General features: G+C 59.8%; 18 protein-coding genes. 12 read left to right on the top strand and 6 right to left on the bottom strand.

Translation table 11 applies throughout. From position 1 onward, the window contains the following. Nucleotide 1: 1 nt before the first annotated feature. Both R6Y96_RS02500 and R6Y96_RS02495 read right to left on the bottom strand, forming a co-directional pair. Complete coding sequence (locus R6Y96_RS02500) at nucleotides 2-352, bottom strand: hypothetical protein (protein ID WP_214021958.1); 351 nt, start codon at nucleotides 350-352, stop codon at nucleotides 2-4. A gap of 54 nt (nucleotides 353-406) precedes the next feature. Next, nucleotides 407-643 carry a hypothetical protein gene (locus tag R6Y96_RS02495; RefSeq protein WP_214021957.1) on the bottom strand — a complete coding sequence of 79 codons (237 nt, stop codon included), beginning with the start codon at nucleotides 641-643 and terminating at the stop codon, nucleotides 407-409. Between the two features lie 88 nt (nucleotides 644-731). On the opposite strand from R6Y96_RS02495, the gene R6Y96_RS02490 reads away from it, so the two are divergent. The 5 genes from R6Y96_RS02490 to R6Y96_RS02470 all read left to right on the top strand — a co-directional run bounded on the left by R6Y96_RS02490 (nucleotide 732) and on the right by R6Y96_RS02470 (nucleotide 5,248). Continuing rightward, complete coding sequence (locus R6Y96_RS02490) at nucleotides 732-1,535, top strand: amino acid kinase family protein (protein ID WP_318621942.1); 804 nt, start codon at nucleotides 732-734, stop codon at nucleotides 1,533-1,535. 43 nt (nucleotides 1,536-1,578) lie between these two features. Beyond that, nucleotides 1,579-2,280, top strand: coding sequence for an ABC transporter substrate-binding protein (locus R6Y96_RS02485; RefSeq protein ID WP_318621941.1), 702 nt, complete (start codon nucleotides 1,579-1,581; stop codon nucleotides 2,278-2,280). A 139-nt stretch (nucleotides 2,281-2,419) separates the two neighbouring features. Continuing rightward, the gene (locus R6Y96_RS02480) at nucleotides 2,420-3,331 is read left to right on the top strand and encodes a substrate-binding domain-containing protein (protein WP_318621940.1); all 912 of its coding nucleotides are present in this window, start codon (nucleotides 2,420-2,422) and stop codon (nucleotides 3,329-3,331) included. Nucleotides 3,332-3,452: 121 nt separating this feature from the next. Then, on the top strand, nucleotides 3,453-4,163 hold the full coding sequence (locus R6Y96_RS02475) for an ABC transporter permease (RefSeq protein WP_318621939.1): 711 nt from the start codon (nucleotides 3,453-3,455) through the stop codon (nucleotides 4,161-4,163). Next, nucleotides 4,160-5,248, top strand: a complete 1,089-nt coding sequence (locus R6Y96_RS02470; protein WP_318621938.1) for an ABC transporter ATP-binding protein — start codon at nucleotides 4,160-4,162, stop codon at nucleotides 5,246-5,248. The genes R6Y96_RS02475 and R6Y96_RS02470 overlap by 4 nt, the downstream gene beginning before the upstream one ends. A 37-nt stretch (nucleotides 5,249-5,285) precedes the next feature. Here the strand turns inward: R6Y96_RS02470 and R6Y96_RS02465 are convergent, their stop codons facing one another. Both R6Y96_RS02465 and R6Y96_RS02460 read right to left on the bottom strand, forming a co-directional pair. Continuing rightward, nucleotides 5,286-6,680, bottom strand: a complete 1,395-nt coding sequence (locus tag R6Y96_RS02465) for a P-loop domain-containing protein (protein WP_318621937.1) — start codon at nucleotides 6,678-6,680, stop codon at nucleotides 5,286-5,288. Nucleotides 6,681-7,050: 370 nt separating this feature from the next. Further along, entirely contained in the window at nucleotides 7,051-7,965 is a 915-nt protein-coding gene (locus R6Y96_RS02460; RefSeq protein ID WP_318621936.1) for a class I SAM-dependent methyltransferase, read from the bottom strand. A gap of 47 nt (nucleotides 7,966-8,012) precedes the next feature. Here R6Y96_RS02460 and hmgA point away from each other — a divergent pair, with 47 nt between their 5' ends. Further along, nucleotides 8,013-9,221 carry a hydroxymethylglutaryl-CoA reductase (NADPH) gene (gene hmgA / locus R6Y96_RS02455; RefSeq protein WP_318621935.1) on the top strand — a complete coding sequence of 403 codons (1,209 nt, stop codon included), beginning with the start codon at nucleotides 8,013-8,015 and terminating at the stop codon, nucleotides 9,219-9,221. A gap of 36 nt (nucleotides 9,222-9,257) precedes the next feature. On the opposite strand, the gene rimI is transcribed toward hmgA, so the two are convergent. Continuing rightward, nucleotides 9,258-9,722, bottom strand: a complete 465-nt coding sequence (gene rimI / locus R6Y96_RS02450) for a ribosomal protein S18-alanine N-acetyltransferase (RefSeq protein ID WP_318621934.1) — start codon at nucleotides 9,720-9,722, stop codon at nucleotides 9,258-9,260. An 83-nt stretch (nucleotides 9,723-9,805) separates the two neighbouring features. Here rimI and R6Y96_RS02445 point away from each other — a divergent pair, with 83 nt between their 5' ends. Beyond that, complete coding sequence (locus tag R6Y96_RS02445; protein ID WP_318622463.1) at nucleotides 9,806-11,071, top strand: DUF1015 domain-containing protein; 1,266 nt, start codon at nucleotides 9,806-9,808, stop codon at nucleotides 11,069-11,071. Nucleotides 11,072-11,120: 49 nt separating this feature from the next. Further along, the gene (hisG, locus tag R6Y96_RS02440) at nucleotides 11,121-11,993 is read left to right on the top strand and encodes an ATP phosphoribosyltransferase (protein WP_318621933.1); all 873 of its coding nucleotides are present in this window, start codon (nucleotides 11,121-11,123) and stop codon (nucleotides 11,991-11,993) included. Between the two features lie 15 nt (nucleotides 11,994-12,008). Here the strand turns inward: hisG and R6Y96_RS02435 are convergent, their stop codons facing one another. Then, the gene (locus R6Y96_RS02435; protein ID WP_318621932.1) at nucleotides 12,009-12,650 is read right to left on the bottom strand and encodes an FmdE family protein; all 642 of its coding nucleotides are present in this window, start codon (nucleotides 12,648-12,650) and stop codon (nucleotides 12,009-12,011) included. 238 nt (nucleotides 12,651-12,888) lie between these two features. Here R6Y96_RS02435 and R6Y96_RS02430 point away from each other — a divergent pair, with 238 nt between their 5' ends. From R6Y96_RS02430 to R6Y96_RS02415, 4 genes are read left to right on the top strand one after another with little or no spacing between them, the layout of a single operon-like run. Next, nucleotides 12,889-13,452, top strand: a complete 564-nt coding sequence (locus R6Y96_RS02430; RefSeq protein WP_318621931.1) for a hypothetical protein — start codon at nucleotides 12,889-12,891, stop codon at nucleotides 13,450-13,452. 20 nt (nucleotides 13,453-13,472) lie between these two features. After that, nucleotides 13,473-14,501, top strand: a complete 1,029-nt coding sequence (locus R6Y96_RS02425) for a hypothetical protein (RefSeq protein WP_318621930.1) — start codon at nucleotides 13,473-13,475, stop codon at nucleotides 14,499-14,501. Beyond that, the gene (locus R6Y96_RS02420; RefSeq protein WP_318621929.1) at nucleotides 14,495-14,998 is read left to right on the top strand and encodes a DUF7288 family protein; all 504 of its coding nucleotides are present in this window, start codon (nucleotides 14,495-14,497) and stop codon (nucleotides 14,996-14,998) included. The genes R6Y96_RS02425 and R6Y96_RS02420 overlap by 7 nt, the downstream gene beginning before the upstream one ends. After that, nucleotides 14,986-15,354 carry a hypothetical protein gene (locus R6Y96_RS02415; RefSeq protein ID WP_318621928.1) on the top strand — a complete coding sequence of 123 codons (369 nt, stop codon included), beginning with the start codon at nucleotides 14,986-14,988 and terminating at the stop codon, nucleotides 15,352-15,354. The genes R6Y96_RS02420 and R6Y96_RS02415 overlap by 13 nt, the downstream gene beginning before the upstream one ends. Nucleotides 15,355-15,358 lie beyond the last annotated feature (4 nt).

Raw genomic sequence — 15,358 nt, 5'->3', positions numbered from 1 at the left:
GTCAGCATATCCCGGCCCGCTGCCGCAGCACCGCGAAGATATCCCGGCCAAGTACCTCTTCTGCACGCTCGCTGTATCGCTCCGCCATGATAGAGAGGAGACGCTGCGTCCCCGCTGCTGTGGTGGATATACCAACCCGCTCCACCCGGCGTATAAGGCCGTCTCGCTCCATCTCCCCGAACCTTGGAAGGACGTAGTAATGCGGGATCCCCAGGAACTCTGCAAGTTTACGGGTCGTGGGAAAACGTATGGAGATGCCGTCCGGGGAAAACCCGACGGTTATGCAGCGATCCTCCTCAAGAAGGATCCTTATGGCCGCATCGATGATATCGTTCTGTTCGTCTGGTCTCATCCGATCGCAACAGTGTCTATCATGGCCCTGCAAAAAAAGATGACGGCCGGAGAGTTATGCCGCCTCTGCTTTCTTCATCTCCCCGCGTTCTTCTTCGGGCATCGTCTCAAGGTATACAACCTCCGCCCCCACATCTTCTGCAATCTGCTCTATCTCAACCTTCCGGAAGTGTGTCCCCTCAACCTTCAGGTGCTTCTGCTCGCCCTGCTCTTCAAGGATAGCAACGATGCGGAACCTTGGCTGTTTCACACCGGTGCCAACCTTCTGGCGTTCACGTACATAGATCTTCATCACTCTTACCCCATACCAAATGGTATAGCAGTAGATATACGCCAAAGATACTTAACCTTTTCCCATCATACAGATAGGAGGAAAGACCATGGCGGAACGGTTTGAGATTGGATCAAGGCTGCGCGGCGAAAGTCTGGTCAGGCGAGGAATGCTCCGCAGGACAGGCGTTTCCACGATACGGATCGTGCCCGACCTGAACGTGATCAAGATCGGCGGCCACGGAGTCATCGATTACGGCCGGGAGGTTGTATACCCGCTGATCGAGGAGATCGGAGAACTTTCCAGGCGCCAGAAGATCCTTGTAGCCACCGGAGGAGGCGCCCGCGTCCGCCACATCCTCGACGTCGGCATCGACCTCGGTATGCCCACGGGGGTGCTCGCGGAACTTGCGGGCAAGATCAGCGAGCAGAATGCGATCATGATCTCCATCCTCTTCTCGAAATACAACGGCGTTCGGATCCATACCGAAGACCTCCTGAGTCTGCCCTCACTGATCTCGCTCGGGATGCTCCCGGTCGTTCAGGGCACACCGCCATACGGGCTCTACGAACACCCCCCAAAACTTGGAACCATCCCGCCGCACCGGACGGATACCGGCGCCTTCCTTATGGCGGAGGTGGTCGGCGCGAAGAACTGCATCCTTGGAAAGAACGTGGACGGCCTCTACACCGAGAACCCCGTCGAGAATCCTGATGCCGAACTCATCCCGGAGATCACGGCCGAAGAACTCCTGGAGATGGAGATGGAGGATATGGTGCTCGAACCGATGGCGGTCGAACTTCTCCGGGACGCCGTTTACGTCAGAGAGATCAAAGTGGTGAACGCACATACCCCCGGCAACATCACAAAGGCCGTGAACGGGGGACGGGTCGGCACGCTGATCCGGGCGTAGCCTCCCGGGTTAAACCGACCGGTAGGACAGACGAGCGATAACAATGACCATCTATATAGGCATTGACGACACCGACACCCGCGAGTCCCGGGGCACCGGCCGACTCGCACGCGCGATTGCAGCTGAACTCTCCCGGTCTTATCCGGTCTTCGGGGTGACACGGCACCAGCTCTTTCTCCATCCTGCCATCCCCTACACCTCACACAACAGCGCCGCGGTCATACACATACCGGAGAGAGGCAATGGAGTTGCGGCCGATGATCTATTCGCGAGAGCCAAGGAACTGCTGCTCGCCGACTTCATCGAGGGGAGCGACCCCGGCATCTGCCTCGCCGCCGACAGGCAGATGGGACAGGAGGTCACCCGCTTTGGCTTCATCGCAAAGAGAGAAGTCGTGACGCAGGAAGAGGCGCGCACGCTCGCCCGCCAGGCAGGGATACTCCTCGAAGGACTTGGCGGGACCGAAGACGGGGTTATCGGGGCGCTGGCGGGCGTCTGCCTCGCGGTATCGGGGAACGACGGTCGTTTTGTCCAGAAAGGGACTACACGAAGCCTGCACGGAACCTCAACCGTGGCCGCAATCCTCGCCTCAGGCGTCGACCGGGTAATGACCCGGGACGGTGCTGCCGTCAGCGAAGGTCTCGTCAGCCTGAAAAAGTTCCCGAAACCCGCCTTTGTCGGAGGTGAGGCGATCCTCTATGTGGAAGAAGAGAATGGGGTCTACCGCGATATCGTGGTGGGATGACCTCAGGCGACCTTCCGACCCCGGCAATCATACCACATTTCCTTCACCTGATGTAAAACCATATCAACTAAACTAAATGCAAATTAACACAAAACACGGCTATTTAAATGGAGACAGCACAAACCAATCTTTGATAGACATGGTGAAAAAAAGAATCATCTTCGCCGTTGCGGCTGTCATGATCGCCATCCTGCTGATCTGCGGCTGTACCGGGACGGAAACCGAGCAGCAACTCCGTATCGCCACTACGACAAGTCTCTACGACACAGGGCTCCTCGATCACCTCAAACCCATGTTTGAAGAGGAGTACAACACCGAGGTCCTGATCATCTCCGCTGGTACCGGCAAAGCGATCGAGTACGGGCAGCGGGGCGACGTGGACGTCCTGATGGTGCACGACCGTGCACGTGAGGATGCCTTCATTGCCGATGGCTACGGCATCAACCGGCGCGTCTTTGCCTACAATTACTTCATCATCGTGGGCCCGGAGTCCGACCCGGCAGGCATAAAGGGCATGGAACCCGAAGAAGCGTTTACAACCATACGCGAGAAGGGTATGGCCGGTGAATCTGGTGTGGTCTTTGTCTCGCGCGGCGACGCGTCAGGCACACACTCCAAGGAGCAGGCCATCTGGAAGGCCGCCGGATTCAACTACTCGACAGAGATCCAGGGCTCCGGCGACTGGTACCGCGAGGCCGGGACCGGCATGGGTGCAACCCTTGAGATGGCAAACGAACTGCAGGGCTACACCCTCTCAGACATAGGCACATTCCTTGCCTACCAGCGTGACCTCGACCTCGTGACACTCGTGGACGAGGGCGATATACTGCTCAACGTCTATTCCGTCATGCAGATCAACCCCGAGAAATACCCGGAGATCAACAGCACGCCGGCAAAAGCCTGGATCAACTTCATGATCTCCGATGAGGTGCAGGAAGAGATCGCCTCCTTCGGCGTCGCGGAGTACGGCCAGCCACTCTTCTACGCTGCAAAGGACGCCTGGGAGAAGATCGGTGTGACCGAGGCCGAAGTGAAAGACCCGGTTCTCTGATCCGGTCAACTCATCCCCTTTTTGCATGAGATTGAACCCCTATCTTCACCAAGATGTCTCTGACCCAACCGGGGCATCATCTGGTTTTTTGCCGCATAGGTAGCACGATCAGGTGCAGGGCATGTACGAGATCATCGAGGGGTTCATCGAGGCGATCAGGCTCATCGTCACGCTCGATCCCGACGTTATGGCCATCGCCGCACGAAGCATCGTCATATCGCTCACCGCAACCATCATCGCCTCACTGATATCTCTCCCGCTCGGGGCAGCGATCAACTTCGGGAATTTCAGGGGTAGAAAGGGCCTCATCAACCTGATCCAGACACTATACTCCCTCCCGACGGTCATCGTAGGGCTCCTGATCTTCCTGATCATCTCCCGCGCCGGGCCGCTCGGGTTTTTAAGACTGCTCTTCACCCCGACCGCCATGATCATCGCACAGACAGTCCTCATCATACCGATAATGACCGGTCTCACAATATCCGCGCTCTCGGGGGTCGATCCGGTCATCAGGGACACCCTGACCTCGCTAGGGGCGACACGGTTCCAGTTCCTTATAAACATCATGAAAGAAGCCCGTTTCGCGATCCTGGCGGCCGTCGCGGTCGGGTTTGGTCGGGCGATATCCGAGGTTGGAGCGGCCATCCTTGTCGGCGGCAACATAGCGGCGTCATCTTTTATGAGTTCGACCCGCGTCCTGACCACCGCGATATCGCTTGAGACGTCGATGGGTAACATCCCGCAGTCCATCGCTCTCGGGATCGTCCTGCTTATCATCGCTCTCGGGGTCAATCTCGTCATATCAACGCTGCAACAGGGCAGGAATCCATGATTGAACTTGACGGAGTCTCAAAAGAGTTCGACGGCAAGAGGGTGCTCGACGGTGTCACCGGCAGGGTTGAGGACGGGGAGATCTTCGCCGTCATCGGGCCGAGCGGGGCCGGAAAATCAACCCTGCTGCGTCTGGTCGGCCTCCTGGACACTCCGACAGCAGGGACCATCCGGATCAACGGGATCGATATCCACGCCAGCAAAGAGCAGAGCCTCAGGATCCGCCGGACGATCGGGATGGTCTTTCAGAAACCTGCAGTCTTTAACACGACGGTCGCCGAGAACATCGCCATCGGACTCAGGTTTCGGGGGGTGGAGAGAAGAACGATCATGAAGAAGGTCAGAGGGGCTCTCGATATGGTCGGACTTGCTGGATACGAGGAGCGGCGGGCACGGACACTCTCCGGCGGCGAGATGCAGCGGGTGGCACTCGCCAGGGCGATGGTGATTGAACCGGAGATTCTCCTTATGGATGAACCGACCGCAAACCTGGATCCGGTCTCGGTGGAGAAGATAGAGGAACTGGTCATCCGGATCAACCGCGAACTCGGCACAACGATACTCTTCTCGACCCACGACATGTACCAGGGGCAACGGCTCGCTCACCGGATAGCGGTGCTGATGAACGGCAGGTTCGCACAGGTCGGGACGCCAAGAGAGGTCTTCACCATCCCGGCGACCAGGGATCTCGCCAGATTCGTTGGCATAGAGAACATACTGGAAGGGGTGGTCGTGGGCAGGGAAGACGGAGGGATAGCCTCCATCGATGTCGGCAGCACTCGGGTGAGGGCGCGGTCGTCGTTTGGCCCGGGGGAGAGGGTCGCCCTCTGCATCAGGCCGGAGGATATGCAGATCGCACCGGCGGAGAGAGGGGTGGGCAACCCCGGCGGGAACACGCTCCAGGGCACCATCATATCCATCGTGCCGCGCGGTCCGTTCAGCAGGGTTACGGTCGACTGCGGGTTTATGCTCTCATCTATCCTCTCCTGGAAGAAGGTGGACGACCTGGAACTTCAGGAAGGCGGTCTTGTGGTGGTCTCGTTTGTGCCGGAATCGGTTCATGTCGTCAGCGCGGGCGAGTCCTGAACACCCGAATACGGCCTTTCCGCCGGCAAAGCAGGTATCAGCAGTCGTCCATTCTCTCCTGCGCCGCCAGAAGTTCTCGCACGCCGACAAGGTGCCTGTCCAGTCGCCGCCGGAACTCCCGGGGATCGAGCGCCTGCGCCTCATGACCGGAGAGGAGCAGGATCCGATCAGCCTGCGCTATCAGTACATCGAGCGAGGAGGCGGCAAACAGGATCGTTGTATCCCCGATCGCCTGGCGCCTGGTGGCAAGCAGCGTGGAGAGCGGTGTCACCTCACCTCTCTGAAGGCACCCGGGGACCAGCAGGTTGGTCGCGGCGCGGTCCTCGTCGATGATGAGGATGGGCGCTGCAGCACGGATCGCTGCCTGGATCTTTTCTGCCATCACGAGGGATCCGCTCCCGCGGCCGTAGGCCGCGCGGGGATCGCCCGATAGGCCGGGTGGGAGGCTCTGGAAAAAGAGGCTGACATCCGCACCCACCAGTTCCTGCTCGTTTGCCTCCGCCCCCACAACCCCGTTGACACTGACCAGGAGTTCACGCCCGTCGCCGGCGGCGTGGTCGTCCTGGCCGGCAACGATCGCCTTGAGGAGGGTGCTCTTCCCCTCAGCGTTTGAACCGGCAACCGCGAAGACCTCCCCACGCCGGAGTCCAAGCCCCGTCACCACCCTGCCGCTCCCCTCAAGTTCGACCTCGATCGGGTCGAGTTCCCGCGGACAGCGGAAAGGAACGTGAACACCCTCCTTTGGGCCTGCAATCCGATGGTGACCCCGGAGCCTGGTGAACCGGCGGGCCGGGCGCGTGCCATCGGCAATGAATGCAACAAGCCCCATCCCCGGCAGGGCGCGGCGGAGGGCTTTCTGGTCAAGGGAGAGAGCACAGGCCGCGGCAATCTCCACCGCAGGCACCCGGCGCGCTACACGGTCGACGGCCTCAAGGAGCACACCCAGGCGTTCTGCGACCTCCCGCTCCGTGCCCCGCCCAGGCGGCCCCGGATAAGGGAGTGCGCCCCTGACGACCAGGTGAAGACCCCGCGAGTCGATCCGGTTATCATCGCCCGGTCGCCAGAGATCAGTTCCGATGGCGCCCGGTGAGGCGATCAGCGTGACAGGTTCCACATTCTGCTGGCAATGGGCGGGGTGCTCCGTCCCGATACCTGCGATGGGGCCGAGTGCGGGTTCGACCGGGACCGCCGCCTTGACGGCCTCGATCACCGCCCAGACCGCCCCGTCAGCACCGGGATGACTGGCCGTGCCTGGCGGCGGTGTGAGCAAGACGGGAAGACTGAACCGGAGCGCCGTTTTATCGAGCGAGCGGACGAGGTAGGTGTTGACAGGAGGCCTCAGCCTCTCCAGGTCGACACGCGCCCGGCCCCCGTCAAGAGCCGCGGCGATCCGGCCAGCCTCAGCCTGCCAGGAGCCCTCCGTTCCACTCATATACACCCATCTGATAGTTCTGCCCCGGAACCCATCTCTCTTTTCATGCGACTGCATCCCGCGGTGAACGCCTTCCGCTGAACAGGAACACCCCATCTCCTCAGGCTTCCGGGACACCATGCCCTTTCAGTATCCTTGAACGCCACGATCGCACGGCCGCTTCCTCTCCGGAAGGGAGTGTGTGGCGATTGGCCCTGGAAAGCCGTGCCCGGCGCGCAGATGAATCTCCTGCGGTTCTAACCGGGAACCGACTAAAAACCCATTTCCGGACGCTGTAGCAAGGGAGAATCACACCACCCCCGGAATCCGTCCGGAGAGAGGCTTATCAAACCCGGCAGATCAGCCTGAAGGTACTGGTTTGATAGCCTCCTTACCTCTCCAGGGTGATATCGTAAACCGCATGCCACTTTCCCGGAGAGTATGTCCTGACCCGCCGCTCGAGGACCTCGCCCCGGGTAACCCCGCGGATCAGAGGGAGGTGCTCCCCTTCCCGCTCCTGCAGGGCATAGAGATGGATCGTTCCTCCGTCCCGACAGAGCGCTGCGGCCTCCGGGAGGTACCGCGGCGCGGCCATGGGGAGGTTCATGACAACCCGGTCAAACGGGCGAAACCCATACCGGGGCAGGTGACCGGCGTCCGCAAGCACCGGAACGACATTGTTCATCCGGTTGAGGGTGATGTTGCCGACCAGGAGATGGACGGCAGCAGGGTTAATGTCCACCGCAACCACAAGATCCGCTTTACGGGCCAGGGTGATCGCAAAAGGCCCCACACCGGCGAACATATCAAGAACCCGCTCACCCTTCTCCATCGCCGCAAGAATCCGTTGCCGCTCGGTGGAGAGCCTGGCGGAGAAGTAGGCAAGGGATAGGTCTACGTCAAAACGGAGTCCATACTCCGTCACCCTGGTGCGGGTGGCGGGGACACCGGCAAGGACGGCAAACCTGCGGGTCCGGTACTCACCCTCGACGGGGGTCTCGGGGAAGAGCACGGTGTGCAGCGACGGTCTTGAGGTGAGCACCCGCCCGGCGCCAGCGGGATCGTTCTCCTGCATGATGGCGATCCCGCCGACGATCTCGTGGCGTGGAAGGTTGGGGCGTTCCGGCACCGCCTCAAACTCCCGGCGCACCGCACCAGGAAACTCATCGGTAAGGGGGAGAAGGACGGTACCGCCCTCCTGGCGCGGCCTATACCGCCGGTCAAGGAGCCCTGCCTCAAGCAGTCGGCGCCTTCTCTCTTCGGCCTCCTGCCCTGACACCACCAGGCACCACCGTTCTTCACCCACGGACTCCACCACCCGCCATCTTTACGTATAAGATCTCATACTTATTCATGGATGAGTATATCGAGAGGCTGAAAGACGGGTCTCTCAAGCTCTATGCGCTCGAGAGGGAACTCCCCCCGGAAGAGGCCGTAAGGGTGCGGCGGGCGTTCATCGAGGGCGAGACCGGGACTCCTCTTCCCGCGATTGGATCGTTCACGATCGGGATCGATCGGGTCGTGAAACGCAACATCGAGAACATGATAGGGGCTGTCCAGGTTCCGGTCGGTGTTGCAGGACCGCTCATGGTGCACGGCGAGTACGCCAGCGGGCCATACTACATCCCCCTCGCCACGACCGAAGGAGCACTTGTCGCCTCGGTGAACCGCGGTTGTTCGCTGATAACCCGGGCGGGTGGTGCGGATGTCCGGATCATGCGCGACGGGATGACCCGGGCACCGGTCTTTGCCACCCGCGATATCATTCACGCGAAAGAGACGGCAGACTGGGTGGAGACGCACACCGCCGAGATCCGGGAGGCCGCTGAGAGCACCACAAAGCACGGAGAGTTCCTCAAAGCCACGACCTACATCGCCGGCACGAGCGTCTTCGTCAGGCTTGAGTTCGACACGAAGGACGCGATGGGCATGAACATGGTGACGATCGCCAGCCAGAAGGTGGGCGAACTCATCGAGCGCGAGACCGGTGCAAGACTCGTCTCCCTCTCGGGAAACATGTGCACCGACAAGAAACCCGCGGCCATCAACCTCGTCCAGGGCAGGGGTAAGACGGTGGTTGCCGGGGTGCGGCTCAGCGAGACACTGATCGCGGATCTCCTGAAGACCGATGCGGAGACACTGCTCGAGGTCAACTACCGCAAGAACCTTGTGGGCTCAGCGCGGGCGGCCTCGTTCGGGTTCAACGCCCAGGCGGCAAACGTGGTTGCCGGGATATTCATCGCCTGCGGTCAGGACGCGGCCCACGTCGTCGAGGGCAGCACCGCAATCACAACCGTCGACCGGGTTGAGGGTGGTGTTTACGTCTCGGTCAGCATACCCTCGCTCCCCGTCGGGACTGTCGGCGGAGGAACCGGTGTTGAGACCCAGCACGAGTGCCTGGCGATGCTTGGTGTCGCGGGCGGCGGTGACCCGCCGGGAGCCAATGCAAAGGCTTTTGGAGAGATCGTTGCCGCTGCGGTCCTTGCCGGCGAACTCTCACTCCTCGGCGCCCTGGCAGCCCAGCACCTGGCCCGGGCACACCAGAACCTGGGGCGGGGATGATGGTAGAGAGAACGCCCAGGCATCCTGGCGGGAACCTTAAAACCGGAACCATTTCATCATGACAAGGGCGTCTTCCCCGTTTGAGTAGTAGGATGCCACCTGGAATACCTCGCGATAGCCGAGACTGTGGTAAAACTCCTGCGCCACGGTGTTGCTGACCCTGACCTCGAGTTGGATGCCGTTAGCGCCCAGGATGGCATACTCCTGCTCCAGGCGGCGGAGGAGGTGTCGCCCCACCCCCCGGCGGCGGCAACGGGGAGCGACGGCAAAGTTCATTATGTGCCCATAAACCTCTTCCCCGGTGTCCTCGATCCCGCCAACGATGAAACCGACCAGATCGCCATTGGTTTTTGCCACAAAGAACGTCTCCGGGAAGCAATTGAGAGTTTCCCGGAGTGTCATCTCATCCCATGGATCGACGAAGGCCACCATCTCTATGCCAACGATCTGTGGAATGTCTGAGGGCTGCGCCCGAAGAATGGTTAACTGAAGGGGCATCATACCCGTTCACACTCCGTCTGGATACCTATCAACTATTAGTCTTCAGGGAACAAAAGAGTAGGCACAGACGAGTGGCGGTATCCATGGTTCAAATTTATCGTTTCGCGGCGATCCGTCCAGCGCGGCGGTACTCTGAAAAGATCCCATCCGTACCATACGATGTGGTGACAGCAGACGAAGCGCGGGAATGCATCGAGAAGAACCCGCTGAGTTTCCTGCGGGTAAGCCGGCCAGATGCCGAACTCCCCGACATCCCGCCAAACGATGACCGGGTCTACCGACGGGCGCGAGAGGTCTTCGAGAGCATGCTCGCGGATGGGCTGATGGAACGCGACCCGGAGCCTGGGATGTATGTCTACCGGGCAGTACAGGACGGGGAAGAGTTTGTCGGCCTGGTCTGCTGCGTCCCGACAGAAGATTACGAGACAGGGAAGATCCGGCGGCATGAGCTCACCCGTTATGACAAGGAGGAAGACCGAACGCGGCATATAGATGCGGTCGGCGCTAACACCGGCCTTGTGTTCCTGCTCTACCGAGACCGGCAGGGTATCTACTCACACCTTCACTCCCTTATCGAGGGCGTCCGGCCCGACGGAAGCACGACGACTGCATCGGGTGTGCTGCACCAGATTTACCGGATCACAGATGATGCCGCACTCTCTCACCTCGAAGACCTCTTTTCGGCGGTGCCGGAGACTTATATCGCCGACGGGCACCACCGTGCCAAATCCGCGGTGAACGTGGCGGCGTTGCGGAGGCGCGAGGGGAGGTTTACAGAGGAGGCCGGGAGGTTTATGGTGGTTCTCTTTCCTCACGACCGCGTACGTATCCACGGTTACAGCAGACTCGTCACCGACCTTGGCAGATACGCCACTCCCCGCGAGTTCCTCGAGGCGCTCCGTGAATCTGGCTGGACCGTCCGCCCCTGCGGGAGCCTCGATACCGAAGGCTACCAGATCCCGCCGCTTGAGTCTGATGCTGGAGGAAGGCATGTGATGCACATATACCTGGATGAGGCATGGTACGAGATCTCCCGACCGATCGCCGATCCCACCAACCTGCTCGGGTCACTCGACGTCTCTGTCCTCCAGAAAGATATCCTGAAGGGGATGCTTGGAATCTCCGATCCACAGGCTGACACAAGACTCCACTACATGGGCGGGGCGAAACCACTCCGTGAACTCGAGCGACTTGTGGATGACGGCAGATACGCCCTCGCCGTGGCGATGCAGCCGGTGCCGATCGAGACGGTGCTCGCGATAGCCGATGCAGGAGGCGTCATGCCCCCTAAATCCACATGGTTCGAGCCGAAACTCCTTTCCGGGCTTCTGGTTCACACCATAGACTGAGATTTCGAGTGAGATCACCTTTAACTCTTTTCCTGCAGGATGATCTTTTATGATCACGATTGCGCTCCCAAAAGGGAGCCTTGAAGCGCAGACGCTACAGGTCTTCAAGGAGGCGGATCTCGAGGTCAGACGGACAGACCGCGATTACAATCCCAGGATCGATGACCCCAGGATCGGTAAGGTGAAGATCCTCAGGCCGCAGGAGATCCCGCTCTACGTCCAGATGGGCTACTTCGATCTCGGGATATCCGGGGTTGACTGGGTTGAGGAGAGCGGTGCCGACGTTGTTGAGGTTGCAAACCTCTCCTACAGCAAGACCGGCGACGGGAACGTGAAGATTGTTGTCGCGGTTCACCGTGACGAACCGATCGAGGACGTCACCGCTATCCGCGCCGGCAGCCGGGTTACAACTGAGTATCCCCGGATCACGAAACGGTTCTTTGACGACCTCGGGATCCCGGTCAGGCTCTTCCCCTCCTACGGGGCTTCAGAGGCGAAGGTCCCGGACCTGATGGACGTGGTCGTCGACCTCACCGAGACGGGGAGCACCCTCCGGAAGAACGGGCTCAAGATCGTGGGAGAGATCATGGAGTCACACACCGCGCTCCTGGCAAACCGCGACTCGCTCCGCGACCCGGAGAAGCACCGGGAGATCGACGAGATCGCAACACTTCTCATGGGGGTGATCGAGGCGCGCCGCCAGGTTCTCCTGACGATGAACGTGCCGGCGGCGGCGCTTGAGCGTGTCATCGAGGTGCTCCCGGCGATGAAGAGGCCCACCCTCAGCAGGCTTCACGGGATCGACTACTTCAGCATCCAGACGGTGGTTCAGAAAGGGCTTGTCAACGGGCTGATCCCTGCTCTCAAAGCCGCGGGTGCCGAGGATATCCTTGAGATCCCGATAACAAAGATCGTGCGGTGAGGATGGAGGCGCCCCTCACAGGCACCTGGAGTAATTCTCCGAGCAGGCATAGCAGAGAAATTTTCCATCCTCGACCCTGATACGGGACTCGGCGGTCATCTCACCGCATTTCGCACACGGCACCGAGCGGAAGATCCGGGCGGGTTCGGGTATCGTCTGATCGACCTTGCGGATTATGAAGAGGTCGTCGTCAGGTGCCTTCAGTATGGCATCGACAACCCGGTTCACGTGCTCCTGGAAGTCTGCGCGTTCCGCACCGGTTGCCTCGCCCAGCATCACGCGCTTTCTGAGCGCCGCAAGCCCGGGGTCGAGCGACTCAATATCAAACGATGGATTCGCCGCGACCCGGATCGCTGCCCCTGTTTTACGGTTGATGAACGTGAACGCCTGTTTGCCATGGTCCCTGAAGAGCAGGTTCCCTTTCCCGGCGGTGCAGCCCGTCAGAACCTGGATGGCATCGACACCACAGGCGTCGTTCTCGGTGATCGTGACCAGTTCCTCATCTCTCGAGCGGCCGGAAGATAGCCGGGAGAGGGCGATCTCCGCCGCCCGGTAACCTATAGCAAGACCGGGGCAGACGTGACCATGAAACGCGACCGCTTCGGCAAACCGGTCGCGTGCTTCTCCGGGCGTGCCCGGGTCTGAGTTGTTGCACATGTATATCCTGTATGATCTCTTGCTACTATATCTCTGTTATATGTTACGGTGAGGTGCCAGGACCCCCGGCCGGTGCACCGGAGGTATAAAACCCGAACCGGGGGACTATAGAGATCCCAATATAATTTCGTGCCGGCATCCACTCCGCATCCACCGGGTATCCGGTTTTCGCGGTGGATTCTGGAAGATGCGATATGGATTATTATTAATATCCCCTCGTGTAAAAAGAATGTTTAACATGAGACCTGTCGGGAGAGTTCTGGCACTGTTTGCCGCAGTCTGTATCTTCTGCACCGCGTCTGGCTGTCTCGACACTTCCACGACACCATCTGAGGGCGGCGGTATCACGGCAGTCGACCTGCCGGAGCCGGAGAGGCTCACCCTGGCAGAGGCACTCGCTGAACTCGATCTGCTCGGAGCCGAAGGCGGTCTGAACGTCACCGGCGCATCGCTCCATCAGGTGCTCGGGAACCGTGTGGACCTCGAAGGGCGAGCCTATTCCTGGACGCTGGGTCTCCTGGACGCTGACGGGGCGCGCTGGCTGATCCTCGGTGCGACAGGATGGCAGGAGGTCTCGCTTCCTGCGCCCATACCAGAAGAGGAGTTGAATATGACCGAGCTCCTCGCGCCGGAAGAGATCTTCGCGATGCATGAGGATGGGATCCGGGCGGCGATGGAGCGCCTCAACACAAATACAGTGGATATTGTGCTCGCGGAGGGGGTCTATACCGTTACAGCCCGCTCAGAGACCGGGATGGAGACTCTCGCCTTCCGGGCGGATACCGGGGAGGTGGTCATATAGGGCTGAGGAACGACGAGGGGTTGTTCTCTATCGACTTCCTTGTCGGGTTCACGATCTTTATGGTGGCCCTGATCGCGGTGGCGAGCATGGTTCCGGGGCTCCTTGCAGGGCTTCAGAGCAGTGGCATCGATTACGACGCGGTCGCCTACCGTACCGGGGTTATACTCGCCGAGGACCCGGGCTGGCCGGTCGATCCACCGTGGGAGGCATACGATGTGAACCACAAGGACGAGATCGAGCGGATGGGGCTCGCGGTCTCGAAGGATGCACCAAACATCCTCCTCTCAACAAAGATTGAGAAGTTCTTCAACACCTCGTTCTTCGATCCTGAAGACTACCGCAGCAAGGTGATCTTTGGCGAGATACCCTACTCCTACAACATAACGCTCCGGAGCCTGGACGGGAGATACAACCACAAGGTCGGCCAGGAGACTCCAGAGGGCTACGGCTACGGCTACATCCGCCGGGTGGTGAAGATCAAGGAGCCGAGCGTGGCGGTGATCGATGAGGGTTTCAAGAACCAGTATACCATTACCATTTCGCCGGGTGATAACTCAACCACCAGGACTTTCACCGTCCGGCTTGACTTCAGCCGGCTGCTGAACGCATCGATCGATCCCGCCTACCGGATCGACCCGCGAACCGAGCCGGTGAACATAACGATCACGAATTTTGAGGCGTTCCTGAACGGAACAGCATCGAACGCAACACTCAAGAGCGTGACGTTCTGGCTAGGTTCTTCGAGCTTCCCCTTCCCCTACGATGAAGATGATACGGACTATTACACGCTGCGGATCGACAATAACCCTGATCTTTACCCGCCAGAACCAGGTGTTGGGGTCTCGTCAAACATCTCTTTCGTCCTCAAACCGGCTGCAACATCTCTATTCGAGCTCGGACCGACCAGCATCCTGGATATCCGGTTCACCTTCGAGAATGCTGACTACCCGCACACCAACATCACTGGCATCCACTACTATGACTACAATCCAAAAAACGTCACCCGACCGGCTCTCAAGCCCGCCGTCCTGGAGGTCGCCATATGGTGAACGATTCGGGGCAGCTCTACACCATGGAGGGGATCGCGGCAGGGCTCGTCATGCTCCTTACAGCATACCTCATCCTCAGCACAACAAGCATCTATACGCCGGGGGATACACACATCCCCGATATGCAGCTTGAGCAGCTCGGTAGCGACGTGCTCGCGATGATGGATACGCCGGATACTGACGGAACAAAGAGTGACCTGGAGATTTTTGTCAACGATGATAATAGTACCGGTTTTGAGGACATGTTCCTGGACTACTGCAACATGATGGCAAGTGATACTGATACCCTCCACATGAGTGCGAACGTTACATACCGAGACAAGGACGATCAGATCAAAGAGCACCTGCTCGTTGAACCCGACGAGACCTGGACCGGCAGGGAATCTGCCGTGCGTGTGACCCGGTGGGTGCAACTTGACAAACAAACAAACCAAATGCGGCCCTACGGGTCGCGGGCGCAGGCAGTCCTTGTGGAGGTGCTGTTATGGCGTGCATGAACGAGGACGGGCAGTGGATCGTGCTGATGGGGCTCCTGGTCGCCGTGGGGCTCTTCTTCCTGGCGCTGATCATCAACCAGTCGGCGCTCGTCGGGCAGACAACGGCGGAAGGGGTGCTCGAGTTCCCGAAGAACGATATCCGGGACCTGCGGGAGGCTATATTCGACTATGTTGATGGAGGGTGCCAGGAGGCAGTGCAAAAGGACATCATCGCGATATCCCTCGAACGAAAGAATGCCGTGGTCAGTTTCTCTGTTGGGCAGAGGGTGAGTATCTCCGGGCAACAGGCATACCCCGTGGAGATTCACTACAACAACGGGGTGACGGAGTATGATGAGACCGTTTACCATTACTGAACCT

The sequence above is a fragment of the Methanoculleus receptaculi genome, from assembly GCF_033472595.1.
Classification (GTDB): domain Archaea; phylum Halobacteriota; class Methanomicrobia; order Methanomicrobiales; family Methanoculleaceae; genus Methanoculleus; species Methanoculleus receptaculi.
Note: the sequence above shows the minus strand (reverse complement) of the source record. Positions and strands in the feature narration are given on the sequence as shown.

Bases quoted from the DNA above. Each gene is read 5' to 3' on its own strand.
- R6Y96_RS02500 (WP_214021958.1), bottom strand. From the start codon at position 352: ATGAGACCAGACGAACAGAACGATATCATCGATGCGGCCATAAGGATC.
- R6Y96_RS02495 (WP_214021957.1), bottom strand. From the start codon at position 643: ATGAAGATCTATGTACGTGAACGCCAGAAGGTTGGCACCGGTGTGAAA.
- R6Y96_RS02490 (WP_318621942.1), top strand. From the start codon at position 732: ATGGCGGAACGGTTTGAGATTGGATCAAGGCTGCGCGGCGAAAGTCTG.
- R6Y96_RS02485 (WP_318621941.1), top strand. From the start codon at position 1,579: ATGACCATCTATATAGGCATTGACGACACCGACACCCGCGAGTCCCGG.
- R6Y96_RS02480 (WP_318621940.1), top strand. From the start codon at position 2,420: ATGGTGAAAAAAAGAATCATCTTCGCCGTTGCGGCTGTCATGATCGCC.
- R6Y96_RS02475 (WP_318621939.1), top strand. From the start codon at position 3,453: ATGTACGAGATCATCGAGGGGTTCATCGAGGCGATCAGGCTCATCGTC.
- R6Y96_RS02470 (WP_318621938.1), top strand. From the start codon at position 4,160: ATGATTGAACTTGACGGAGTCTCAAAAGAGTTCGACGGCAAGAGGGTG.
- R6Y96_RS02465 (WP_318621937.1), bottom strand. From the start codon at position 6,680: ATGAGTGGAACGGAGGGCTCCTGGCAGGCTGAGGCTGGCCGGATCGCC.
- hmgA (WP_318621935.1), top strand. From the start codon at position 8,013: ATGGATGAGTATATCGAGAGGCTGAAAGACGGGTCTCTCAAGCTCTAT.
- rimI (WP_318621934.1), bottom strand. From the start codon at position 9,722: ATGATGCCCCTTCAGTTAACCATTCTTCGGGCGCAGCCCTCAGACATT.
- R6Y96_RS02445 (WP_318622463.1), top strand. From the start codon at position 9,806: ATGGTTCAAATTTATCGTTTCGCGGCGATCCGTCCAGCGCGGCGGTAC.
- hisG (WP_318621933.1), top strand. From the start codon at position 11,121: ATGATCACGATTGCGCTCCCAAAAGGGAGCCTTGAAGCGCAGACGCTA.
- R6Y96_RS02435 (WP_318621932.1), bottom strand. From the start codon at position 12,650: ATGTGCAACAACTCAGACCCGGGCACGCCCGGAGAAGCACGCGACCGG.
- R6Y96_RS02430 (WP_318621931.1), top strand. From the start codon at position 12,889: ATGAGACCTGTCGGGAGAGTTCTGGCACTGTTTGCCGCAGTCTGTATC.
- R6Y96_RS02420 (WP_318621929.1), top strand. From the start codon at position 14,495: ATGGTGAACGATTCGGGGCAGCTCTACACCATGGAGGGGATCGCGGCA.
- R6Y96_RS02415 (WP_318621928.1), top strand. From the start codon at position 14,986: ATGGCGTGCATGAACGAGGACGGGCAGTGGATCGTGCTGATGGGGCTC.